Genomic DNA, 23,730 nt, shown 5'->3' with positions numbered 1-23,730 from the left:
CCAGGAACAGGATTCGGTCCAGCCTAAAAGACTCGACCGGACCGATGGGGGCCCGCTTCACTCCCCGGACATGGGGACCAGAGAAACCATCCGCACCGCCGTTCGAGACGTCGTACCGCCGGCCGGGCTGACCCGCGCCCTGGCCGTGCAGGCCATGGTCTACGCCGTCGGCAGCGGCCTGTTCCACGCCGGCAGCGCCGTCTTCTTCACCCGGGCGCTCGGGCTCAGCGCCGCCCAGGTCGGGTTGGGGCTGTCCGTCGCGGCGGGGGTGTCGCTGCTGGGCACGGTGCCGCTGGGTGGGCTCACCGACCGGTACGGGCCGCAGCGGGTCTGGGTGGTGGGGCTGGTGCTCAACGCGGCGCTGTTCGCGACCTACCCGTTCGTGGGCGGCTTCGCGGGGTTCCTCGCCGTGGTGGTGGCGCTGGCCGCCGTGGACGCCGCTGTCGGCGTGGCCCGACAGGTCTACTCGATCAACGCGCTTCCGCCGGCCGAACGGGTCACGGCGATGGCGTACCAGCGCTCGTCGCTGAACGTCGGCTTCGGGCTCGGCGCGGTGATCAGCGGCCTGGTGCTGGCGGTGGACACGATCACCGCGTACCGGGGGATGGTCTGGTTCATCTCGACGGTCTTCCTCGTGACGGCCCTCTTCGTGCGGCGCCTGCCCCGGCTGCCGCAGGTGGCCCGACCGGCAGAGCCGATGAGTCGGCTCGCCGTGCTGCGGGACCGGCCGTTCATGGCGGTGTCAGTGCTGTCCGGGCTGCTCACCGCGCACGGGGTGCTCTACCTGACGGTCATGCCGCTGTGGATCCTCACCCACACCGACGCCCCGAAGACGATGATCGCCGGGCTGGTGCTGCTCAACACGATCCTGATCGTGCTGCTCCAGGTGCGTGTCAGCCGGGGTGCGGACACCGCGGCCGGCGCGGCCCGGGCATCCCGCCGGGGCGGGCTGCTGATCGCACTGTTCTGCCTGGTCCTGCCGATCTCCGGGGTCACCCGGGGCCTGCTGACCGTCGTGGTGCTGGTGGCCGCCGCCATGTTGCTGATCCTGGCCGAGCTGATCGAGTCGGCGGGCAGCTGGGGGCTCACCGCCACCCTTCCGCCGGCCGACCAGCGCGGTGCGTACGTGGGGGCGCTCGGACTCGGCGTGCAGGTCCAGTATCTGATCGCGCCGGCGGGGCTGACCGCGCTCGGGGTGACCACCGGCGGGTGGGGCTGGTTACCGACGGCAGCGATCTTCGTGCTGGTAGCGGCGGCGATCGTGCCCGCAGTGGCCTGGGCGCAACGGACGCCGAGGCTGGGTGCCGAGGCCGCAGAGCCGGCCATGACCCCGGTCCCATAGTCCGGACCTGTCTTTCCACCCCCCGTTCCATCACGTAGGGTGACCTGGACATGTGGCAGGCGCTTCTCCTCCTTAGCCGCCGCGACGAGGCCTGACCGGCCGGCACCTCGTCGCGGAGTCGCATCGCGCCGTCCAGCACATCCGAACTTCTTCTCGGCACCGCCGCGCACCGTCGCCCGGCATCTCGCCGACACCTTCCGATCTGCTGACGCCACATGTTCCAGGGAGCACTCTGAGATGGCTCAACCTGTCACCGACGCTGAGACCGATCCGATCGCCCGGCAACGCCCGAGCCGGATGCCGTACCACCGCTACCAGCCGTACCAGGAGCAGTTCCGCGTCGAACTGCCCGACCGCACCTGGCCCACCCGCGCCGTCGAGGCCGCCCCCCGCTGGTGCGCCGTGGATCTCCGCGACGGCAACCAGGCCCTGATCGACCCGATGTCGCCCGAGCGCAAGCGCCGGATGTTCCAGCTGCTGGTCCAGATGGGCTACAAGGAGATCGAGGTCGGCTTCCCCTCGGCCAGCCAGACCGACTTCGACTTCGTCCGGCAGCTCATCGAAGACGACATGATCCCGGACGACGTCACCATCCAGGTGCTCACGCAGTGCCGGGAGCACCTGATCGACCGGACGTTCGAGTCGCTGCGCGGCGCGAAGCGGGCCATCGTGCACTTCTACAACTCGACCTCCACCCTTCAGCGGCGGGTGGTCTTCGGTCTGGATCGGGACGGCATCGCCGACATCGCCACCACCGGGGCGCGGCTCTGCCAGAAGTACGCGGAGATCCACACCCCGGACACGGAGATCTTCTACGAGTACTCGCCGGAGTCGTACACGGGCACCGAGCTGGAGTACGCGCTGGAGGTCTGCTCCCGGGTGATCGACGTGATCGACCCGACCCCGGACCGGCCGCTGATCATCAACCTGCCGGCCACCGTCGAGATGGCCACCCCCAACGTGTACGCCGACTCGATCGAGTGGATGCACCGGCACCTGCCGCGCCGGGACAGCGTGGTGCTGAGCCTGCACCCGCACAACGACCGGGGCACCGGCGTGGCCGCCGCCGAGCTGGGCCTGCTCGCCGGCGCGGACCGCATCGAGGGCTGCCTGTTCGGCAACGGCGAGCGCACCGGCAACGTCGACCTGGTGACCCTGGGGCTCAACATCTTCTCCCAGGGCATCGACCCGATGATCGACTTCTCGAACATCGACGAGATCCGACGAGCCGTCGAGTACTGCAACCAGCTGCCGGTGCACGAGCGCCACCCGTACGCGGGCGACCTGGTCTACACCGCCTTCTCCGGTTCCCACCAGGACGCGATCAAGAAGGGCTTCGACGCCCTCGCCGCCGACGCGAAGGCGGCCGGCGTACCGATGGACGAGCACACCTGGGCGGTGCCGTACCTGCCGATCGACCCGAAGGATCTGGGCCGCACCTACGAGGCGGTCATCCGGGTCAACTCGCAGTCCGGCAAGGGCGGCGTCGCGTACATCATGAAGAGCGAGCACCAACTGGACCTGCCGCGCCGGCTCCAGATCGAGTTCTCCGGGGTGGTGCAGCAGGTCACCGATCACGACGGCGGCGAGGTCGACCCGGCCGCCATGTGGGAGATCTTCGCGACGCACTACCTGCTCGACCACCAGCCCGACCCGACGGTCCGGCTGACCGGCTACACGATCGGCACGGTGGACGGCAAGGTCGAGATCGAGGCCCAGGTCGGTGTGGGCGGCGAACAGCGCTCGCTCGCCGCGGTCGGCAACGGCCCGATCGACGCGTACGTCAACGCGCTCCAGTCGGTCGGGGTGGGCGTACGGGTGCTCGACTACCACGAGCACGCGCTCTCCTCCGGTGGTGACGCGCAGGCCGCCGCGTACGTGGAGTGTGAGGTGGACGGCAGGACGGTCTGGGGTGTCGGCACCGACGCCAACATCGTCACGGCGTCGATCAAGGCGGTCACCAGCGCCGTCAACCGCGCCCGCCGCTGACCTGGGCGCGACACCCCCGAAGTGGCTTCCTACTTCGGGGGTGTCGCGGCCGGCAGTGAATGGCAGGGCTGGGACGGCGGGGCTTTCCGGGGCGGTCGGTGGACCAGCACCAGGGCCAGCAGCGCGCCGGCCACGAGCAGCCCGGCACACCACTCCATCGCGCCCCGGAACGCGTCGGTCAGCTCGGCCTTCTGCTCGTAGCCGCCGCCGGAGAGCCCGACGAGCAGCGGCAGCGCCGCCACCGCGAGCAGGCCGCCGGCGCGGGACGCGGCGTTGTTGAAACCGCTGGCCACACCGGAGAACCGGTCCTGCACGGCGGCCAGCACCGACGCGGTCAGCGGTGCCACCACCAGGGTCAACCCGATGCCGAAGAGCAGCACCCCGGGCAGCACGTCCCGCCAGTACGACGCGCCCGGTCCGACGCCGCGCAGCAGCAGCAGGCCGACCGCGGCTACCACCGGTCCGATGGCCAGCGGCAGCCGTGGGCCGATCCGGGCCGACAGCGCACCGGCGCGCGCGGAGCCGACCAACAGCAGCACTGTCATCGGCAGCAACGCGATGCCGGTGCGGAAGGCCGACCAGCCGACCACGTTCTGCAGGTAGACGGCGAAGAAGAAGGTGAAGCCGCCGAGTGCTGCGTAGACGACGACGGTGAAGAGGTTCAGCACCGAGAAGAGTCGGCTGCTGAACAGCCCGGTGGGCAGCATCGCGGCGTCGCCACGCCGCCGTTCCAGCAGGACGAAGGCCACTGCGGAGAGCACCCCGACCACGGCTGCGATCAGCACCTCGGCGGAGTCGAACCCGCGGGCCGGCGCGTCGATCAGGGCGTAGGTGACGCCGGCGAGCGCGAGCGCTCCGAGCAGGGCTCCGGCGACGTCGAACCGCCGTCGGGTCCGACCCCGTCCCTCGGTGCGGGAGGCGCTCTCGTCCCGGCTCTCCGGCACCCAGCGCAGGGCGGCCAGCAGCACCAGCACGGCGATCGGCAGGTTGAGGAAGAAGATCCAGCGCCAGGAGAGCGCGTCGATCAGCCAGCCCCCGATGAACGGGCCCAGCGCTGTGGACACCCCGGACAGCCCGGCCCAGGCACCGATCGCCCGGCCCCGGTCGTCCGGATGGAAGCTCGCCTGGAGCACCGACAGCGACCCGGGTGTGAGCAGCGCGCCACCGGCGCCCTGGAGGAACCGGGCCGCGATCAGCATGCCGGTGCCCTGTGCCAGCCCGCAGAGCACGGAGGCGGCGGTGAACCAGACCACGCCGATGAGGAAGACGCGTCGTCGGCCGAAGCGGTCGCCGAGCGCGCCGCCGAGCAGCACGAACGCCGCCAGCATCAGCAGATAGCCGTTGATGGTCCACTGGAGATCGGCCACGTTCGCGCCAAGGTCCTGCCCGAGTTTCGGCAGCGCCACGTTGACGACGGTGCTGTCAAGGAAGACCATGCCAGAGGCGAGTACGGCGGCGAGCAGCGTGCCCCGGCCGGCGGTGGTGCCCATCCGGAGGGCGGTCGCCGGTACGGATGCGGTCATCCCACCAATCTGCCTTGCATCATGTGGGAGACGCCACGAAACGCCGAAACCGTGCCCGGGTACTGTGCGCAATCGCCGGGAGCCCCCAAGCTGGAGAGGTGTCGTCTGTGCGTACCAGATCAGGACCGCGAGCGGCGGTGGCCGCGCTTACCGCGGCGCTGGCGCTCGGCGTGGCCGGTTGCGTCCCGCAGGATGAGCCGACCACACCGCCGTCGAGCGACGGCGGCAACGCCGCGGAGCAGCTGAGCCAGCTCACCGTCGCTACCGCCGGCTCGATGAAGGGCTACAGCCGGGAGCGTTTCCCGCACTGGCGGGACACCGGCAAGAACTGCGATGTCCGGGACAGCATCCTCCAGCGCGACGGCAAGGACGTGAAGCTCTCCGGCTGCAACGTGGTCGGTGGGCGCTGGGAGAGCGTGTACGACGGTCGCAGCTTCTCGGATCCCTCCGACGTGGACATCGACCACATGGTGCCGTTGGCCAACGCGTGGCGCTCGGGTGCCGACGAGTGGGACAACACGAAGCGCGGCGATTTCGCCAACGACACCACCCGTCCGCAGCTTTTCGCGGTTTCCGCCTCGTCGAACCGGGCAAAGGGTGACCAGGACCCGTCGCAGTGGAAGCCGGCAAACCGGTCCTACTGGTGCAAATACGCTCAGGACTGGGTGACGGTCAAGCACTACTGGCGGCTGACGGTGACCACCGCCGAGAAGGCCGCCCTGACCGACATGTTGGAGGGCTGTTCAGTGGGGAGCGATTCGTGAACGCCGCCGGGGAGAGCGGCCCGTCCGCCGCCGGCATGACCGCGGACGGCACCGCCGAGACCCCCGCCGCCGTGCCGGGTGCCGGCATGGTCGCGGATTCGGGCGGGGCGGCCGGCCCACAGGCCCGCACCACCGACATCGTGCCCGGCCCCGGCGGCGTGATGACCGACGAGGTCGGCGTCGTCACCGGTGACCTGACGCTGCGCACCGAGTACGCCGACGGCAAGGTCACAGTGCGGGTGCAGTACAAGGACGCGGACGAGTGGTACGCGGTGACCGGCACGTCGGTCACGCTGGCCGACCCGGCCGGGCTGGACGCGGTGCACGGCGTCGCCGTGGGGCTGCTGAACCGCCCCGAGGGCTGACGAGCGCCGGCACCGCGTCCAGTCTCAGACGTACGAGCCGGGCTCGGTGGGCGCGGAGACCACGCCCGGCGCGTCCCCCTCACCCTCGGGTCGGACGATCTGCGCGCTGACCCCGTGCGGGCGCAGTTCGCCGCTGGCGATCTGCTCGGCCCAGTGGCAGGCCACCCGGCTGGCGCCAATGTCCCGCAGCACCGGTCGCTCGTCGGCGCAGCGGGTGGGCTGCGCCCACGGGCAGCGGGTGTGGAAGCGGCAGCCGGACGGCGGGTTGGCCGGCGACGGCAGGTCACCGGCGAGCAGGATCCGCTCCCGGCGGTCCTCCACGTCCGGGTCCGGCACCGGCACCGCCGACATCAGCGCCCGCGTGTACGGGTGCAGCGGCTCGGTGTAGAGCCGGTCGCTCGGCGCCTCCTCGACCAGCGCGCCCAGGTACATGACGCCGACCGTGTCGGAAATGTGCCGGACCACAGCGAGGTCGTGCGCGATCACCAGGTAGGTCAGCCCCAGGCTGTCCTGGAGTTCGTCCAGCAGGTTGACCACCTGGGCCTGGATCGACACGTCGAGCGCCGAGACCGGCTCGTCGGCGACGATCAGCTCCGGCCCGAGCACCAGCGCGCGGGCGATGCCGATGCGCTGGCGCTGCCCGCCGGAGAACTCGTGCGGGTAGCGGGACAGCGCCCAGCGCGGCAGCCCGACCGCGTCCAGGGTCTCGCCGATGATCCGTCGACGGTCGGTGCGGTCGGTGCCGATCCCGTGGGTCTGCAGGCCCTCGGTCAGGATCGACTCGACGTTCTGCCGGGGGTCGAGGCTGGACATCGGGTCCTGGAAGATCATCTGCATCCGGCGACGCATGCTGCGCAGCTTCCCGGGCGGCAGCGTCGTCAGCTCGACGCCGTCGAAGCTGACCTCACCGGCGGTCGGCGGGGTGAGCTGGAGCAGCGCCCGACCCAACGTGGACTTGCCGCAGCCGGACTCGCCCACCAGGCCGTACGTCTTGCCCCGCGCGATGCTCAGGTCGACCCCGTCGACGGCCTTCACCTGGCCGACCACCCGGTCGAAGAGCACCCCCCGTTTGATCGGGAAGTGCACCTTCAGGTCGCGCACCTCGACGAGGACGTCGTTCTCGCTCACGCTGATTCCTCCTCGCGCGGGGCGGGCACCATGCCCGGCAGCGGCTCCGGGTTGACGCACCGGTAGCTCCGTCCGTCGTGCGCGTGCACCAGCTCCGGCGGCTCACCCACGCACTCGTCGATCCGACGGGCGCAGCGCGGGGCGAAGGCACATCCGTCCGGCCAGGGCAGCAGGTCGCGGACCGAACCGGGAATCGGGTTGAGCTTCTCGCCCCGCCCGGCGTCCAGGCGTGGCACCGAGCCGAGCAGACCCACTGTGTACGGGTGACGCGGCTGGCGGAACAGCGGACGACGGCGGGCCGTCTCCACCACCCGGCCGCCGTAGAGCACGTTGACGGTGTCGCACATGCCGGCCACCACGCCCAGATCGTGCGTGATCATCAACAGTGCGGTGCCGGAGTCCCGGACCAACTCCTTGAGCAGCTCCAGGATCTGGGCCTGGATGGTGACGTCCAGCGCGGTGGTCGGCTCGTCGGCGATCAGCAGCCGAGGCTGGCAGGCCACCGCCATCGCGATGAGCGCGCGCTGGCGCATCCCACCGGAGAGCTGGTGCGGATACTCCTTGAGCCGCCGCTTCGGGTCGGGGATGCCGACCCGGTCCAGCAGCGCCGCCGCCTCCTTCGCCGCGGCCTCGCCCTTCATCCCCCGGTGCCGGGTGAGCACCTCGGTCACCTGCAACCCGATCGGGATCACCGGGTTCAGCGAGGAGAGCGGGTCCTGGAAGATCATCGCGATGTCCCGGCCCCGGATGTCCCGCCGCGACCGGTCGTCGAGTTGGAGCAGGTCGGTGCCGTCGAAGACGGCCTTGCCGCCGACCCGCAGGCCGGGCTGCTTGGGCAGCAGACCCATGATCGCGAGCGAGGTGACGCTCTTGCCGCAGCCGGACTCGCCGACCAGGCCGACCACCTCACCGGCGTCGACCGAGAAGGACACCCCGTCGACAGCGTGCACGGCCCGCTGACCGCGGCGCGCGAACGTGACGGAGAGATCTTCAACTTCGAGCAGTGCCATTGCCGGGCCTACTTCCGCAGCTTCGGGTCGAGGGCCTCACGCATCGCCTCACCCAGCAGGGTGAAGCCGAGCGCGGTGATGATGATCGCGACGGCCGGGTAGATCGCCAGTGACGGCCGGATGCCGAGGTACTGCTGCGCGTCGGCGAGCATGACCCCCCACTCCGGTACGGCGGTGTCCGGGTTGCCGAGGCCGAGGAAGGAGAGCGCCGCGGCCTCGATGATCGCGGTGGCCAGGGTCAGCGTGGCCTGCACGATCACCGGGGCGAGCGAGTTCGGCACCACGTGGGTCAGCGCGATCTTCGACTTCTTGACGCCGAGCGAGGTCGCCGCCAGCACGTAGTCGCTGTTGGCCTGGGAGATCATCGAGCCGCGCAGCAGCCGGGCGAACACCGGCACCGAGACCACACCGACCGCGATCATCACAGTGGTCAGGCTGGCCCCGAGCAGGGCGGCGATGCTCACCGCCAGCAGCAGGCTCGGCATCGCCAGCAGCATGTCGATGAAGCGCATCAGGGTGGTGTCGATCCACCGCCCCCACCGGCCACCGAGACCGGCCGCGGCACCGGAGACGCCACCGATCAACGCGCCGATCGCCAGACCGATCAGGGTGGAGACCACGCCGACCAGCAGGGTCTGCCGGGCACCCACGATCATCCGGCTGAACTCGTCGCGGCCCTGGTGGTCGTAACCGAACCAGTGGTCACCGGTCGGGCCGGGGATGACACCCGGCTTGATCAGCCCTTCCCGGATGCCGATCGTGTCCGTCGCCGCGTACGGCACGAGGAACGGTCCGACGATCGCTACCAGCACGAAGAGCGCCAGGATGACGGCGCCGACGATCGCGGCCGGGTTGCCCCGCAGCCGGCGGAACGCCTCCTGCCAGAGGCTGACGCCGCGCTCGTCGTCCCGGGCGGCCAGTTCGGAGAGCCGGTCGATCTTCTCGCGCTTCTTGCCTGGGCTGAGCGTCATCGCACCCTCACCCTCGGGTCGATGAAGCTGTAGGAGAGGTCCACCAGGAGGTTCACCAGCACGTACACCACCGCGATGATCAGAATGAAGCCCATCAGCACCGGATAGTCGCGCTGGCCGATGGCCTCGGCGACGAACGCTCCGATGCCGCTGAAGGCGAAGACGGTCTCGGTCAGCACCGCGCCGGAGAGCAGGCCGCCCGCGAGCAGACCGATCGAGGTGGCCACCGGCAGCATCGCGTTGCGCAGGACGTGCCGGCGACGGACCGTCTGCTCGGTCAGGCCCTTCGCCTCGGCGGTGCGGACGAAGTCCTCGTTGAGCACCTCCAGCACGCTCGCCCGGGTGATCCGGACGATGATCGCCAGCGGGATGCTGGCCAGCGCGATGGCGGGCAGCACGAGATGCCATAGCGCGTCGGCGGCGGCGTCCCACTCGCGGGTCATCAGGCCATCGAGGACGAAGAAGTTGGTGACCCGGGTCGCCTCAAGCGTCGGGTCCTGCCGCCCGCTGGACGGGAACCAGTGCAGGTTCTCCGAGAAGATCGCCTTGAGCACGTAGCCCAGGAAGAACACCGGGATGCAGATGCCGATCAGCGAACCGCCCACGGACGCGTGGTCCAGGAAACGGCCGCGACGGCGGGCGGCCAGGTAGCCCAGCGGGATGCCGATGCCGATCGCGATGATCATCGCGGTGATGGTCAGCTCGACGGTGCCGGGGAAGCGCTCGATGAACTCCGTGGTGACCGCCCGCTTGGTGGAGGTCGAGGTGCCCAGGTCGAGCTTGATCATCCGCCGGACGAACCGGCCGTACTGCACCAGGATGGGCTCGTCGAGCCCCATGTTGCGGCGGATGGCGGCACGCATCTCGGGCGTGCCGCGCTCGCCGAGGATGGCGGTCTCGGGGCCGCCGGGGAGCCGGCGGAGCCAGATGAAGAGCAGAAGGGAGAGCCCGAACAGCGTGGGTATCAGCTGAAGCAGGCGCCTGACGATGAACCGGAACACGGCGGCCTCGAAGGGGTGCGGAGGGTTGCGGGCGGGCGCTGTGCGACAGCGCCCGCCCGCGTTCCTTGCTGCGTCAGATCAGGACTTACTTGAACTCGGCGGTCGCGAAGCGCTCGTCGGTGAGCGGGCTCGCCTTGACGCCGGTCACGTCCTTGCCGAACACGATCGCCGGCGGCGAGTGCGAGATCGGCACACCGGGCAGGAACTCCATCACGGACTTGTTCAGGGCCTTGTACTTCTCGGTCCGGGCCGCGATGTCCGCGGTGGTGTCCGCGTCCTTGAACTGGTCGAACAGGGCCTTGTTGTTGAAGCCCCACTCGTCCTTCGGCCGGTCGAAGAAGGTGCCGATGAAGTTGTAGGCGTCGCCGTAGTCACCGGTCCAGCCCAGGAAGTGGATGTCGTGCTTGCTACCCGAGGTGGTGGCGTTCAGGTAGTCCGGGCTCCACTTCAGCGGGATCGCCTCGACGGTGATGCCAACGGCCTTCAGGTCCGCCGACAGCAACTCGAAGATGTCCTTCGGGTTCGGCATATACGGCCGGGTGACCTCGGTCGGGTAGTGGAACTTCAGCGTCAGGTTCGACGCGCCCGCCTCGGCCAGCAGCGCCTTCGCCTTGGCCGGGTCGTAGGTGTACTTCGTGACGTCACCGTTCCAGCCCTCGACGGTGTCCGGCATGAAGTTGTCGGCGACCTTGGCACCCGGCGGCAGCTTGGAGGTGACCAGCTGCTGACGGTTCAGGGCGTACGCGATGGCCTGCCGGACGCGGATGTCGGCGAGCTTCGGGTTGCCCTTCTGGTTCATGGCCAGGTAGAGCACGTTGAACGCCGGGCGCGTGAGCATGTTGAAGCCCTCGCTCTTCAGCGGCTCGACGTCGGCCGGGCCAACCAGGTCGTAGCCCTGGATGTCGCCGGAGCGCAGCGCCTGCTTGCGGGCGTTCTCGTCCGAGATCGTCTTGAAGATGAGGGTCTTCAGCTTGGCCTTGGCGCCCGAGTAGTCCTCGTTGCGCTCCAGGGTCAGCGTCTTGTTGGCGACGTCCCAGGCCTTGAACTTGAACGGGCCGGTGCCGGTCGGGTGCGCCGTCGCGTACGCCGGGTACTTGATGTCCTCGGCGGTGCCCGCGACGTTGCTCGCGTCGAACTCCTGCAGCGCCTTCGGGCTGTGGATGGAGAACGAGGGGAGCATCAGCGCGGCCGGGATCTTGCTGGAAACCCGGGTGAACGCCAGGTCCACAGTGGTCGCGTCCTTGGCGGCGCACGACTTGAAGAGGCTCGCGGGCAGGTCTTCGCTCTCGTTCTTCGCGAAGCCACCCATGACGTCCTGCCAGTACGCGGTCACGTCCGGGCTCTGCATGAGGCCCTTGGCGTTGTACCAGCGGTTGAAGTTGACGCAGACGGCCTCGGCGTTGAAGTCGGTGCCGTCGTGGAACTTCACGCCCGAGCGGAGCTTGAAGGTCCAGGTGGTGCCGGCGGCGTCCGGGGTCCAGGACTCGGCCAGGCCGGGGGTGACCTTCGTGCCACCCTCCTCCGGTCGGACCAGGGTCTCGAAGACCTGACGCGCGACGCGCAGCGACTCACCATCGCTGGCGAAGCTCGGGTCGAGCACCTTCGGGTCTCCGGCGACGCCGAAGACGAGGGTGTCCTTCTTGCTACCACCGGATTTGTCGTCGTCGCGGTTGCTCTCGGCGCAGCCTGCTACCGCGAGGGCCGCGACCGCGATGGCCGCGATCGCGACCTTCGGCCTGGGTGCACGCATGTGTGCTTCACCTCGTCCTTGGGGGTACGGACAACGTGGTGACAGGGGTCACCGATGGCGGTGACCATAGCTCCCGATGCGTCCACCCGGAAACCGCTGAGTGGACGGTTGGTATCGGATCGTGCCTCAACCGCCGCTTGACATTCGATTCTTAGGTAAACAGCGGCAAAAACCGATCAATCAGCACCCGCGATGCCAAACTGTTACGTCGAACAGCCCCGATGAGGGCACAGGTGTCAGATCATTTCCGGGCAGAGACGCAGCGGTGGCCGGCACCCACACGGGGTGCCGGCCACCGGCCGTTCGTCAGGGGGATCAGACCGCGCGGCGCCCCTCGAAGGCCCGACCGAGGGTGATCTCGTCGGCGTACTCCAGATCGCCACCGACCGGCAGCCCGCTGGCCAGCCGGGTCACCGAGATGCCCATCGGCTTCACCATCAACGCCAGGTAGGTGGCGGTCGCCTCGCCCTCGGTGTTCGGATCCGTGGCCAGGATCAACTCCCGTACCCCGCCGCCACCGAGCCGGATCATCAGCTCCCGGATGCGTAGGTTGTCCGGGCCGATCCCCTCCAGCGGATTGATCGCGCCACCCAGCACGTGGTAGCGACCGCGGAACTCACCCGTCCGCTCGATGGCCACCACGTCCTTGGGCTCCTCGACCACGCACAGCACCTCGTCGGTGCGACGCTGGTCGCGGCAGATCCGGCACTGCTCGGACTCGGCCACGTTGTAGCAGGTCGTGCAGAACCGCACCAGCTCCTTGACCTTGCGCAGCGCGCCGGCCAGCCGGTTGACGTCGGCCGGATCCGCCGAGAGGACGTGGAACGCGATCCGCTGAGCGCTCTTCGGACCCACGCCCGGCAGCCGACCCAGCTCGTCGATCAGATCCTGGATGGCACCTTCGTACATCTGCCGGCTCAGAAACCGGGCAGGCCGAGGCCGCCCATGCCGCCGGCGACCGGGCCCATCTTGCGCTCGGTCAACTCCCGGGCCGCCTCGGCGGCGTTGTGCACGGCCGCGACGACCAGATCTTCCAGCGTCTCCACGTCGTCCGGGTCGACGGCCTTCGGGTCGATCTTGATGGCCTTCAGCTCACCGGAGCCGGAGACGGTCGCGGTGACCAGCCCGCCGCCGGCGGTGCCGGTCAGCTCGGCCTCGGCCAGCTCGGCCTGGGCGGCGGCGATCTGCTGCTGCATCTTCTGCGCCTGCTTCAGCATCTGCTGCATGTTCGGCTGTCCACCTGGGCGCACGGGATGGCTCCTTCTCGCACTCGTCTGCTCGACCGCCGCTCAGCCTATCCGCTGGGACCGACCTCGCCCCGCCCGGTGCGTCCGCCCACGCCGAGCCTTCGGGTACGGCTACCCCTACCCCGAACCGGCCATCTGCTGGTAGTGCGCCCACAGCCGTCGCACTGGTCTGCTCGTGGCATGAACCTCAACCGCACCGGCCGGGTCGGCGCACTGTGCTGGCTCGCGGCCGCGCCCATCTTCCTCGTCGCCAGCCTGATCACCGGGCTGCGGTGGCGCGAGCCCGCCTACAGCTGGGCCACCCACAACATCAGCGACCTCGGCAACGCCCACTGCGGCATCTGGGACACGACCCGCCCCCGCTACGTCTGCTCACCGTGGCACCCACTGATGAACACCGCGACACTGGCCACCGCCGTCCTGCTCGCCGCCGGGCTGCTGCTGACCTGGCGGATCCTCGGTCACGGCCCGGTGGTGCGCACGGCTCAGACACTCCTGCTGCTGGCCACCGGCGGATACGCCCTCGTGGCCCTCCACCCGGCCGACATCGACGAGAACCTGCACGTCCTCGGCGCAGTCCTGATCATGGGGATGGGCAACATCGGCCTGCTCCTCGCCGGCTTCGCACCACGCGGCACGACGCTCGGCCGGTGGCGACGACTCACTCTCACCGCCGGGCTCATCGCGCTGGCCGGAACGACACTGTTCGCCGCCCAGCAGGGCCTGGCCATCGGGGTAGGCGGCATGGAACGAGTAGCCGTCCTACCCTTCCCCCTCTGGGCCTGCGCCCTGGGTGTCCTGCTCGCCGAGGCCCCTCCCCTGCGCGATCTTGCACTTCCTGCCTCGACATAAGGGGGCATTCCACGCAAGACGACGACCGAAGCTGCAAGATCGCCGTGCCGAGCGGAGCCGCTAGCGGGCGTCGACTTCGTTGATCTTCTCGGCGCCGAAGGTTTCCCGGAGCAGCCGTACCGCCTGCTCCTCGCTGGACTCCCGTGCGGTCTTCTCGTCGATGATCTCGTCCAACGGCTCGTCGCCCGGGTCGAACCCTTCAAAGGCCGGGGCCGCGGCCGGTGCCGCGCCGCCGGGTCGGCCGGCCCGCGCGGGGCCGTCGAAGTCCGGGTCGTAGGGCGGCTCGCCGGCCCATTCGGCGTCCGCGACCGGCCGGGCTGCCGCTCCGGTACGGGCACCGCGCCCCGCCGCCGCCGCGCGAGCCGCGGCGATGGCGCTGCTCACCGGCGCACCACCGGCTGTCGCCGGCTGCCGGGCCGCCGGTGTCGGGTTACCCCGCCCGCTCGGCTTACCGCCACCGGCCGCTGACCCGGCACCGCCTGCTCCGGTGCCGTTCGCGCCACCGCCGTTGGTGCCACCACCGTTGATGCCGCTGCCGTTCGCGCCGCTCGACGCCGGTGCGGAGTGGGAGTTCGACTCGTTTCCGGCCGACGCGCCGCCAGGTCGGGCGGCCTCCGGCCAGTCCTCGTCATCCGTAGCCTCGGCGGCGAGAGCGCCGCCGCCGGGGCGGGCCGCCGCCGGCCAGTCGCCGTCGTCGTCCGTCGCCGGGGCGGAGGGCGCTGCGCCCTGCCCACCAGCACCGTGACCAGCGGAACCCGCACCGACACCGCCACGTGAAGCCGAGCCGGCAGCGCCGGTCGGGTTCGCGTCGGTAGGCGAGGCGTTCGTCGGACCGGCGGCGGTCGGGGCGTTGGGTCCCACAGTCCCCGGCCGGGCGGCGTTCGCACCTGGCGCTGCGTTCGAGCCAGGCGCGCGGTTCGTGCTCGGCCCGGCTGGCGGCGCGCTCGTCGGGCCGGGGGCAGCCGGGGTCGCGGCGTTCGTCGCAGCGGCGGGCGTGTCCGACGTGGCTGGCGGCGCGGCGGGGCGGGCCGGTGCGGTCTGCTGGGTGCGCGGTGAGCCGGACAACGACACGCCACCGCGCTCGCCGGCCACCTCGCAGCGGATCTGCCAGCGCCCGCCCAACTCCTCGTACAGCGCGTCGGTGAGCACCGCCGCGTGGTCGGCCATCATCTTGGCCAGCACTGTGGACTTCACCGTCAGCACCAGCATGTCGCCGTCGAGTTCGCGGACGACCGCGTCGCGCATCAGGGCGGCGATCCGCTTGTTGGTCCGGTTGACCTTGCCGACCACGTCGGGCCAGACGCGGCGGACCGCTACCGCGTCCAGCGCTGCGGCCGGTGCTCCGGGTCGGGGCGGCGCGGGCGTGGCCGGGTCGGGAAGCACCGCCGACGGTGGCACCACGCGACGCGGGGCCGGCCCGGCGGGCGAGACGGGTGCGGCCTGGTCAGCGGGGGCCGACCCGGTCGACGCGCCGGGGGAGGCCGGGATCGGCGAGTCGGCCGCCGAGGCGTACGTGGCCGGTGCACCGGAGGTCGGAGCGGGCGCCCGGGTGACCGAAGCAGCCGGGGCGGAAGCGCCCTGGGCCGGGGACGCCGCCTGGTCGACAGCCCACGGCGGTGCGGAGGTCGGGGCGTTCGCAGGTGCCGGGGTGGCGGCAGCCGGGACCGGGGTGGCTTGCTGTGGGCGTACCCCTGGGTGGTTGGCCGGCGCGGAACCGGCGGCGGCCGACGGCGCGTCGGTGCCGCCCACTGTGAGCCGGCGTTCCATCCGCTCCAGGCGCTGGAGCAGGCCGCCGGTGGAGTCGTCCGCGCCGGGCAGCAGCATCCGGGCGCAGATCAGCTCCAGCAGCAGGCGGGGCGCGGTGGTGCCGCGCATCTCAACCAGCCCGTTGTGCACGATGTCGGCGCAGCGGGACAGGGTGGCCGAGCCGAGCTGCGAAGCCTGGGCTGCCATCCGCTCGATCTGGTCGGCCGGGCCGTCGATGAGACCCTTCGCGGCGGCGTCCGGCACCTGCTGGATCACGATCAGGTCGCGGAGCCGCTCCAGCAGGTCGGAGGCGAACCGGCGCATGTCGTGCCCGGCCTCGGCGACCCGGTCGACGGTGGCGTACGCGGCCGCGCCGTCACCGGCGGCCAGCGCGTCGCACATCTCGTCGATCAGCGCCGAGTCGGTGACCCCGAGCAGCGCGACGGCCCGGGCGTAGCTGACCCCCTCCGCGCCGGCGCCGGCGATGAGCTGGTCGAGCACCGAGAGGCTGTCCCGCATACTGCCGCCACCGGCGCGGACCACCAGCGGAAAGACCGCCGGCTCGACGGCGACGCCCTCGGCCTGGGTGAGCTGCTCCAGGTACGGGCGGACCACCTTCGGCGGAAACAGCCGGAACGGGTAGTGGTGGGTCCGCGACCGGATCGTGCCGAGGACCTTCTCCGGCTCGGTGGTGGCGAAGATGAACTTGACGTACTCCGGGGGCTCCTCGACCAACTTGAGCAGGGCGTTGAAGCCCTGGGTCGAGACCATGTGCGCCTCGTCGATGATGTAGATCTTGAAGCGGCTGCTGGCCGGCGCGAAGAAGGCGCGCTCGCGCAGCTCGCGGGCGTCGTCGACACCGCCGTGGCTGGCCGCGTCGATCTCGATCACGTCGATCGAGCCGGCGCCGTCGGCGGCCAGCGAGCGACAGGAGTCACACTTGCCGCACGGCTCGGGAGTGGGGCCCTGCTCACAGTTGAGCGAGCGGGCCATGATCCGGGCGCTGGTGGTCTTGCCGCAGCCACGGGGGCCGGAGAAGAGGTAGGCGTGGTTGAGCCGTCCGCTGCGCAGCGCCTGCGACAGCGGCTCGGTCACGTGCTCCTGACCGATGACCTCAGCGAAGGTACGCGGCCGGTACTTGCGGTAGAGCGCCAGCGTCACTCGTCCCGCCTCCTCTCGACCGAGCCATTCTGCGCCGGTCGGGCGCGGGTGACCACCCACCACCCCGGGGCGCCTGGGCCTTCGGGCTTGATCGACTCGGCTATCGGCCTTGATCGACTCGGCTTCCTGGAAACCGCGGTGTCCGCATGGCCGGGACACCGCGACATCACGGATGCCGAGTGGATCAACCGGCCCACAGACAAAAAGGCCTCCCGTGCACCCGGCAGAGCTCGCTTATCCTTGCTGCCTTCCGGCCCTGGGGAGGTTCACGAGATACCGCCGCACGGGAGGTGACGCCCAGCCTACCCGACCGCCCGTCGATCTTCAGGGGGTGGTGGGGTGGCCCGGCCGACACGGGCCTGTATCCTGGCTCGCGGAGGATTCGCCTAGAGGCCTAGGGCGCACGCTTGGAAAGCGTGTTGGGTTTACACCCTCACGAGTTCGAATCTCGTATCCTCCGCTCGCCTGAGCAGCACGAACGACAGGGCCGGCCCTAACGGGGACCGGCCCTGAGTCGTCTGTGCGGTGGCGTCAGCCCACCACCTGGACGTGCTCCGCGCCCTGCGCCGAGAACCACCCCTCCCCGAACACCACCTTGCCGTATCACTTCGACCTCCGGAACCTAGCGTGTTCTCGCTTCGCAGCTAGCTGGCGAGGTCAGGCGCGGGCGCGGGCCCAGGAGAGGAAGCGGTCGGTCAGCCGGGCCGGGTCGACGTCGGTGAGGTGTTCGCCGGCCTCTGTTTGCAGCGCCGCCAGGTAGACGGCCAACGCGAGCCGGTCGTGCCGGTATTCGCCGAGCAGTCGCAGCTTCGCCGCCGAGCAGGGCCAGGCGATGCCGCACGCGGCACAGCGCCAGGTCGGCCGGGTCGGTAGGTGGTTCCGGTAGCGGCGGCGGGGCATGGGCGGATCTCCTTCGCGGTGGGCGGGGGCCGCCCCGCCTCCCCGTCGGGGCGACCCCGGACTGACGCCGACCGCCGGGCTCCTGCACCTCCACCGGCCACGCCGTCTTCTGTGGACCACCCTCGGGAGAGTTATGAGACAGATACACCGCGTAGCGATATGGTTGCCAGATATTTAGGACATCCAATGGAGGGGCCGTGAACGACGCGCTTCGGGTGGCGCTCAGCGACACCGGGCACACCACCGAATCCCTCGCCGAGACCGTCGGCGTCGACCCGAAGACCGTGGGGCGCTGGTTGACCGAGGACCGCATCCCGCATCCACGCCACCGGCTGGCGGCCGCGGAGGCGCTGCACAAGGACGTGTCGGACATCTGGCCGGACACTTCAAGACGTCGTGATCCCATTTGGTTTCGTCCGTGGCAGGAGATCGAGCGCGAGGCGGTGTCGCTTCGCTGGTTCGAGTCGACAGTTCTGCCGGGGTTGCTCCAGACCGAGGCGTACGCCCGCGCGGTGCTGGGCGACGCGGGCCTGATCCCTCGGGGTGAGATCGAGCGGCATCTCACGGTCCGGCTCGGCCGGCAGGGCATCCTCAAGCGGGACGACCCGCCGCAGTTCACGGCGGTCGTCGACGAGGCGGTCATCCGCCGTCCGGTGGGCGGCCGGTCGACGATGCGCGAGCAACTGCTGGCCGTGGCGTCGGCCTGCGTCGAGCCGCACATCCGGGTGCACGTCGTGCCCAGCACGGTCGGCGCCTATGCCGGCCTCAACGGACCTTTCGTGATCGCGCACAGCCACGACCACCGGGTCGCCGGCTACCTCGACAACCAACTTCAGGGACAAGTGGCTAGCGACCCCGAGGACATCGCGGCCATGATGGCGGCATGGGAGAACGTGCGCGGCGAGGCGTTGTCCCACTGGCAGTCGGTCGAACTCATCCAGGAAGTGGCGGAGTCATGGAGCTGAACGGCGCCCGGTGGCGCAAGAGCAGCCGCAGCAGCGGCAACGGCGGCGCCTGCGTCGAGGTCGCCGACAACCTGCCCGGCGTCATCGGCGTACGGGATTCAAAGGACCCCACCGGCCCGGCGCTCGCCTTCGCGCCCACGGCCTGGCGCGCGTTCGTCACCCAGCTCACCCGACGCGCCTGACCTGCGCCCGGTCACTTGCCCAACGGCAGGTAGGTCAGGAGCCGTCGCGGAGGTCGGCCAGGCGCTCTGCCCGGAACGTGATCTCGTCGAAGGTCACGCCGCACCCCTCACCCGTCGGGGACTGGCCAGCGAGGCCGATCCGGTCGCGAGACGTGTCCGGGTCGAGGAGGAAGACGCGGATCAACTGCCAGGTCTCCCCGTCGACCGAGGCGTGGTACGCGTAGACCCCGTCGATCCGGGAGACCCGCAGCCACACCGTCGCCCCTGCTCGCCGGTGCCCCGCTCGTGGGGCGAGACCCCGGTACCGTGCCAGGCACCGACGGGCCGACATGCCGTCGTACACATGTTCTATCCACAGGCTGTGGACGACCGGAGGTTCCATGGGTTACCAGCTCAGCGCGGTGGTCGCGGACATCGAACTGCTCCGCGAGCAGACCGCAGAGCTGGATCACGCGGTCCTGGGCGAGCTGCGCCAGGATTTCGGGCTGCTGCCGGTCACGCCCCAGTTGGTGGTCGAGCTGACCGGGTCGCTGCCTGATTACGCGACGGACGACCGCAGCGCCGAGCATCCGTTCGGCCTGGTGTTGTCGACGGCGCTGGTCGAGGTGCTGACCCGCTGGTCACAGTCGGGGCCGGTGGCCTATCTGGAGGCGGAGTTCGGTGGCGGAGCCGGCTACCAGTCGGCGGCGGTGTGGCTGGGCGGGGTGCCGTCCTGGGGCCCACGCTTCGACGACGAGTTGGATGGGCCGCGCGAGCGGTGGCCGATCAACGGTGCCCTGACCCAGCTGGGTGTCGAGCCCGGCACGTGGATCGACCCGTTCGCCGAACTGGGGTTGCACCTGGAGCGGAACACCGACGGTTGGCTGGCACACGGGCGGCGTCGACTCAGCGCCGACTACTGGGACGAGCTGGTCGAACAGTGGGAAAACCAGTAATCCGGCGTTCGGCAGCAACCTGAACGCTCCCGTTCCGTTGGGGGACTGGGGGATTCCATGAAATTGCGACAATTTGCATTTATCGCCACACTGCTGACGGCTGCCTCGATCGCGGGCAGCGGCGTACCACCAACCGGGTCGATCCCGAACGGCCGGCCCGCCGGCAACGTGGAAATCATTGACCTGAACGGCCTGCGCAACATCGAGTTCGGTGCCACCGAGGACGAGCTGACCCGACGCGGCATCCTGCGTACCAGCCTGGACGCCTGCGGGCCGATGCTCGCCGGCCACGACACGGTCAGCCCGGTCTTCATGGAAGACAAGCTCGTGCTGCTCTGGGTCGGCGACCCGATGCGGACACCGGAGGGCATAGCGGCAGGCTCACCCGTCGATGAGGTCTGGGACCGCTACCCGGAGGTCAGCCGGTTGCGCGCTCCACAGGGGACGCGTCGCCTCGACGGGTTGCTCGCCCGCAGCGGCGACCGCGCGTACCTGTTCCTGCACGACGGGCGCACGGTCCGAAAAACCATCGCCGGGTACGCGGACTGGGCCCGCCGCCTCTTCGACGAGGGCGTCGGCCCCTGCTGAAGCGCCGTTCAGCTGGTGCCCGACAAGCCGATTGTTGGTCATCGAGCTTCGTGAAATTATGCCTCCGCTCGCGCAGATCGCGCGACTCTAGCGGGGGAGCCAAGCGTGCGTACAACCGTGTTCGATCCAGTGTGGAGATACCTGGCGAGGTGGACGGCCGTGGCCGCCCTCAGCGCCGCCGGGGCGGGCCTGCTGGCCGGTCCTGCCACCGCCGCCCCGACCGGCGAGCAGCCAGCGCGACCGGCAGTGACAACCGAGCAGCCGCGCCCGGCCACCAAGCCGGCGCAGGCGCCGGTCATCCCGGCGGCCACCGAGACCCAGGCGAAGGTCGGCAGCACGGCGGCCACCTGCGGCGGACAGCTTCCGCTGGGCACGGTCAAGAACTGCGCGTCGATCGCCGACGCCGCAAAGCAGACGTGGACGATCACCTCGACCGTTGACCAGGACACCCTCTACATCCGGCTCCGAGCAATCTCCGGTGACGGTGTCGGGGCCGAGGTCAAGGGCCCCGATGGCACCCACGCCTGCTACGTCAGCTCATACCTGACGGACTGCGTGCTCGGCGCCGCGGGCACCTACACGGTGACGGTGGCTCTCAGCCACAACACCGGCAAGGGCGCCTACTCGCTGTCGGCAGAGTCGATGCGAACCCCCTCCACCTGCGCCAATCTGCCCGAGGGCTTCTTCTCCTTCGCCTCGACCGGACGCAGCGGCACGCTGCCCGCCGGCCTGGCCGCCCGCTGCTTCACGTTCAAGCAGCCCGCCGGCACGGTCCTGCACCTGGCCGACCCGGGCGGCGAGGAGGACATCCAGGGCGCCATCCTCAACGGGCAGTTCCAGCCGGTCTGCTCGGTGCGCTACCCCACGGACTGCACGCTCGAAGGGTCCGGGCCGTACCGGCTCTTCCTTCAGGAGACCTACGGCAACAAGGCCGCCTACACCCTCAAGATGCCGCGGCTCTCGCGGTCCGTCGGCTGCCCGGCCCTGCCCCTGACCGCATTCGGGGACCCGGGCGCGGCGATCGGGACCGGCACCGTGCCGCCGAACCAGGGCATCAGCTGTCAAGCGCTGCGGGTCACCACCCCCGGCCCGCTCGTCGTCCGCATGGAGCAGTACGCGAACCAGTACCTCAACTGGCAGGTGTACGACGAGGCCGGACGAGTGGTGTGCACGGAGTGGGACTCCTCGCGGTCCTGCGCCGCACCGACGGCCGGCAACTACACCTTCGTGGCGCAGAACTGGAACTGGGAACCGGTCACCTATCAGGTGGCGGTGGCCCGGCTCGACCAGCTCGAAGGTTGTGCCGCCCCCACCGGGCTCGGGTGGGACCAGCCGACCCTGACGGTGCACCAGACCTCGGCGGTGCAGACCAACTGCCAGCCGTTCCACGGCGAGGCCGGTGAGCGCGTCATGGTCTACCGGACCCCGGACCGGTACAACGACGTCTCCTCCTGGCTCGTCGACGAGCAGGGCGGCGTGGTGTGCACCGAAACCACGGAGGGGGAGGACGGTTGCGTCCTTCCGTCGACCGGGACCTTCCGGGTCATCTCCTACCTCTCCCGCTGGGAGTCGGAGGACACCGACCTGACCTACCGGATGCAGGTGCGCAGCCTCTCGGACGCGACCGGCTGCCCGACGGTCACGCCCGGTGCGTACAACGCCGCCCCGGCCGGCCCGCTCGGCGCCGTCCGGTGCCGCGTCCTGGACCTCCCCGCCGCGGGCGCCTACCGGGTCAAGGCGGTCGGGGAAGACAACTACCGGCAGTACGCGAACGTCTACGACAGCACCGGCCACCGGGTGTGCACGGACGAGTCGTGTCAGGTCCCCACCGCCGGCAGGTACACGCTCGTGCTCGGTGGCGGTGCTCCGGACTCCGTGATCGACGAGGGCCTGCGGTACCACCTCGCGGTGTTGCCGTGGTTGCCGTCCGACTGCCGGCCGGCGTCCGACACCGGTTGGCAGGACGCACCGGTACGAGGGCAGCTCGCCAACCCCGCGCAGTACGACTGCCTCCAGCTGAGCAGCCCTTCCGGCGCCCTCATCACCGAACTGCTCCCGGGTGACGCCACCGGAGCCGGCTCGCCCGACGTGACGGTGATCGACTCCACCGGGGCGTTCATGTGTGACTCCTCCTGGGCGCTGCGCCAGTACCACTGCGAGCTGACCGGCCAGGCGCCGTTCCTCGCCGTGCTCAACTCGCGCAACGGCGCCTCGGACGGGCCGTACTCGCTCGCGTTCGCACGTACCGACGGCCCGCCCGCCTGCCCGACGCTGCCGGCGGGTGCGACGGGTGCCACGGTGACGACGGGTGCGGACCGGTTCGGGGTCTGTTTCTCGATCCCGGCCGACGCTCGCGCCGCCACGGAGTCGTTCACGTGGAAGCGGACCGACGGTACCGGTGACGCTCGCCTGTCGGTGTTCGACTCGGAGGGGCGTCGCTACTGCGGCCCGACCGGTTACGCCGTCGAGCGGACCATTTCCTGCTCGCTACCTGACGGACCAGTCACGGTGATCCTGGAGGCGGACGGCGTCGACGCCGCGTACCAGTTGACCCACCGCGACCCCAGCAACCCCGGCGCGTGACGGGCGGCGAGCCGGCTCTCCACTCGGAGAGCCGGCTCGCCGAACACCACAGCGTCAGCGGCCGAGCGACCGCCAGAAGTCGTACTAGTGGACCGTCGCGAAATCGCTCGTTCCCGGCCGCGCCCCGGACGCGGCGACGAAACCGGCGAGCGCGATCTCCGCGGCCTGTCGCAGGTCGTCCCGGCTGACTCCGGCGGCGGCATGCACCGCCTGCCCCTCGGTGACGATCATGACGAAGCGGGCGAGCGCTACCGGATCGGCGTGCGCGGGTAGGTCGCCTTCGGCGACGGCGCGGGCGAGCCGGTCGGCGAGGGCACCTTCACCGCCCAGGCGGCTGGCGGCGAGGAACCCGGCGATGGGCGCGTTCTCGGTGGAGCAGCTGGTGCCGCCCTGGATCGACAGGCAACCGGCCGGCCGGTCGGTCCGGGTCACGGCGACCACGTTCTCGCGCAGCAGGGTGGCGACCACCTCGTACGCGGTCGGTTGGGCGAAGGCGTCCCGCGCGTACCCCATGTCCTTTTCGGCGTAGAGGGCCACGGCCTTGCGGAACAGCTCCTCCTTACTGCCGAAGGCGGCGTAGAGGCTGGGCTTGTTGATCCCCATCGCCTCGCTGAGGTCGCTCACCGAGGCGCCCTCGTACCCCTGACGCCAGAACACCTCCACAGCGCGCTCCAGCGCCTCGTCGGCGTCGAAGCCCCGTGGTCGACCTCGCTGCGGCACAGCCCACC

Annotated in this window: 22 protein-coding genes, 1 tRNA gene and 1 other RNA gene; 11 read left to right on the top strand and 13 right to left on the bottom strand. The window is 70.5% G+C overall.

The features are described 5' to 3' along the window. Positions 1-70 precede the first annotated feature (70 nt). Both MED15_RS05770 and leuA read left to right on the top strand, forming a co-directional pair. Positions 71-1,342: an MFS transporter gene (locus tag MED15_RS05770; protein WP_112726043.1), complete on the top strand. Its 1,272-nt coding sequence runs from the start codon at positions 71-73 to the stop codon at positions 1,340-1,342. 237 nt (positions 1,343-1,579) lie between these two features. Continuing rightward, positions 1,580-3,331, top strand: a complete 1,752-nt coding sequence (leuA, locus tag MED15_RS05765) for a 2-isopropylmalate synthase (RefSeq protein WP_112588578.1) — start codon at positions 1,580-1,582, stop codon at positions 3,329-3,331. Positions 3,332-3,360: 29 nt separating this feature from the next. On the opposite strand, the gene MED15_RS05760 is transcribed toward leuA, so the two are convergent. Continuing rightward, entirely contained in the window at positions 3,361-4,854 is a 1,494-nt protein-coding gene (locus tag MED15_RS05760; protein ID WP_112588580.1) for an MFS transporter, read from the bottom strand. Positions 4,855-4,961: 107 nt separating this feature from the next. On the opposite strand from MED15_RS05760, the gene MED15_RS05755 reads away from it, so the two are divergent. Together MED15_RS05755 and MED15_RS05750 are read left to right on the top strand one after the other, a co-directional pair. Continuing rightward, positions 4,962-5,618: an HNH endonuclease family protein gene (locus tag MED15_RS05755; RefSeq protein WP_112588598.1), complete on the top strand. Its 657-nt coding sequence runs from the start codon at positions 4,962-4,964 to the stop codon at positions 5,616-5,618. Beyond that, positions 5,594-5,983 (top strand): hypothetical protein, encoded by a 390-nt coding sequence (locus MED15_RS05750; protein ID WP_112604883.1) that lies wholly within the window; start codon positions 5,594-5,596, stop codon positions 5,981-5,983. The genes MED15_RS05755 and MED15_RS05750 overlap by 25 nt, the downstream gene beginning before the upstream one ends. A gap of 24 nt (positions 5,984-6,007) precedes the next feature. On the opposite strand, the gene MED15_RS05745 is transcribed toward MED15_RS05750, so the two are convergent. From MED15_RS05745 to MED15_RS05715, 7 genes are all read right to left on the bottom strand, one after another. Continuing rightward, positions 6,008-7,111, bottom strand: a complete 1,104-nt coding sequence (locus MED15_RS05745) for an ABC transporter ATP-binding protein (protein WP_112588582.1) — start codon at positions 7,109-7,111, stop codon at positions 6,008-6,010. Then, complete coding sequence (locus tag MED15_RS05740) at positions 7,108-8,121, bottom strand: ABC transporter ATP-binding protein (RefSeq protein WP_112588584.1); 1,014 nt, start codon at positions 8,119-8,121, stop codon at positions 7,108-7,110. Before MED15_RS05740 ends, MED15_RS05745 begins: the two co-directional genes overlap by 4 nt. Before the next feature lie 8 nt (positions 8,122-8,129). Continuing rightward, positions 8,130-9,092, bottom strand: a complete 963-nt coding sequence (locus MED15_RS05735) for an ABC transporter permease (protein WP_112588586.1) — start codon at positions 9,090-9,092, stop codon at positions 8,130-8,132. Beyond that, complete coding sequence (locus MED15_RS05730) at positions 9,089-10,093, bottom strand: ABC transporter permease (protein ID WP_088950603.1); 1,005 nt, start codon at positions 10,091-10,093, stop codon at positions 9,089-9,091. The genes MED15_RS05735 and MED15_RS05730 overlap by 4 nt, the downstream gene beginning before the upstream one ends. Positions 10,094-10,178: 85 nt before the next feature. Continuing rightward, on the bottom strand, positions 10,179-11,843 hold the full coding sequence (locus MED15_RS05725; protein ID WP_112604800.1) for an ABC transporter substrate-binding protein: 1,665 nt from the start codon (positions 11,841-11,843) through the stop codon (positions 10,179-10,181). A 315-nt stretch (positions 11,844-12,158) separates the two neighbouring features. Further along, positions 12,159-12,752 (bottom strand): recombination mediator RecR, encoded by a 594-nt coding sequence (recR, locus tag MED15_RS05720; RefSeq protein WP_091403417.1) that lies wholly within the window; start codon positions 12,750-12,752, stop codon positions 12,159-12,161. An 8-nt stretch (positions 12,753-12,760) separates the two neighbouring features. Further along, complete coding sequence (locus MED15_RS05715) at positions 12,761-13,069, bottom strand: YbaB/EbfC family nucleoid-associated protein (protein ID WP_007466279.1); 309 nt, start codon at positions 13,067-13,069, stop codon at positions 12,761-12,763. A gap of 201 nt (positions 13,070-13,270) precedes the next feature. On the opposite strand from MED15_RS05715, the gene MED15_RS05710 reads away from it, so the two are divergent. Then, positions 13,271-13,942 (top strand): DUF998 domain-containing protein, encoded by a 672-nt coding sequence (locus MED15_RS05710; RefSeq protein WP_112730897.1) that lies wholly within the window; start codon positions 13,271-13,273, stop codon positions 13,940-13,942. A 60-nt stretch (positions 13,943-14,002) separates the two neighbouring features. Here MED15_RS05710 and MED15_RS05705 read toward each other — a convergent pair whose 3' ends face one another. Continuing rightward, positions 14,003-16,849 (bottom strand): DNA polymerase III subunit gamma and tau, encoded by a 2,847-nt coding sequence (locus tag MED15_RS05705; RefSeq protein WP_112734956.1) that lies wholly within the window; start codon positions 16,847-16,849, stop codon positions 14,003-14,005. Positions 16,850-17,052: 203 nt separating this feature from the next. Further along, an RNA gene (gene ffs / locus MED15_RS05700) (signal recognition particle sRNA small type) lies at positions 17,053-17,142 on the bottom strand. Positions 17,143-17,224: 82 nt separating this feature from the next. On the opposite strand from ffs, the gene MED15_RS05695 reads away from it, so the two are divergent. After that, positions 17,225-17,309: transfer RNA gene (locus MED15_RS05695), tRNA-Ser, on the top strand. Between the two features lie 197 nt (positions 17,310-17,506). On the opposite strand, the gene MED15_RS05690 is transcribed toward MED15_RS05695, so the two are convergent. Further along, a complete protein-coding gene (locus MED15_RS05690) occupies positions 17,507-17,749 on the bottom strand; it encodes a flavin reductase (protein ID WP_112734955.1) in 243 nt (80 codons plus the stop codon). A gap of 197 nt (positions 17,750-17,946) precedes the next feature. Between MED15_RS05690 and MED15_RS05685 the strand changes: the two genes are divergently transcribed. Together MED15_RS05685 and MED15_RS05680 are read left to right on the top strand one after the other, a co-directional pair. Continuing rightward, positions 17,947-18,714, top strand: coding sequence for a helix-turn-helix domain-containing protein (locus tag MED15_RS05685; RefSeq protein WP_112734954.1), 768 nt, complete (start codon positions 17,947-17,949; stop codon positions 18,712-18,714). Beyond that, positions 18,705-18,896, top strand: coding sequence for a DUF397 domain-containing protein (locus MED15_RS05680; protein WP_112734953.1), 192 nt, complete (start codon positions 18,705-18,707; stop codon positions 18,894-18,896). The genes MED15_RS05685 and MED15_RS05680 overlap by 10 nt, the downstream gene beginning before the upstream one ends. Before the next feature lie 34 nt (positions 18,897-18,930). Here the strand turns inward: MED15_RS05680 and MED15_RS34095 are convergent, their stop codons facing one another. Next, entirely contained in the window at positions 18,931-19,152 is a 222-nt protein-coding gene (locus tag MED15_RS34095) for a DUF1349 domain-containing protein (protein ID WP_244220388.1), read from the bottom strand. 124 nt (positions 19,153-19,276) lie between these two features. On the opposite strand from MED15_RS34095, the gene MED15_RS05670 reads away from it, so the two are divergent. The 3 genes from MED15_RS05670 (at position 19,277) to MED15_RS05660 (ending at position 23,002) form a co-directional block, all read left to right on the top strand. Next, positions 19,277-19,831: a hypothetical protein gene (locus MED15_RS05670; RefSeq protein ID WP_112700047.1), complete on the top strand. Its 555-nt coding sequence runs from the start codon at positions 19,277-19,279 to the stop codon at positions 19,829-19,831. 93 nt (positions 19,832-19,924) lie between these two features. Then, positions 19,925-20,419 (top strand): hypothetical protein, encoded by a 495-nt coding sequence (locus MED15_RS05665; protein ID WP_373861091.1) that lies wholly within the window; start codon positions 19,925-19,927, stop codon positions 20,417-20,419. A gap of 159 nt (positions 20,420-20,578) precedes the next feature. Then, positions 20,579-23,002, top strand: a complete 2,424-nt coding sequence (locus MED15_RS05660) for a hypothetical protein (protein WP_112734952.1) — start codon at positions 20,579-20,581, stop codon at positions 23,000-23,002. An 84-nt stretch (positions 23,003-23,086) separates the two neighbouring features. Here MED15_RS05660 and MED15_RS05655 read toward each other — a convergent pair whose 3' ends face one another. Continuing rightward, positions 23,087-23,722, bottom strand: coding sequence for a TetR/AcrR family transcriptional regulator (locus MED15_RS05655; RefSeq protein ID WP_112700049.1), 636 nt, complete (start codon positions 23,720-23,722; stop codon positions 23,087-23,089). Positions 23,723-23,730: the final 8 nt, after the last annotated feature.

The organism is Micromonospora noduli (assembly GCF_003264475.1).
GTDB lineage: Bacteria > Actinomycetota > Actinomycetes > Mycobacteriales > Micromonosporaceae > Micromonospora > Micromonospora noduli.
This window is presented reverse-complemented; position numbering and strand designations above follow the sequence as displayed.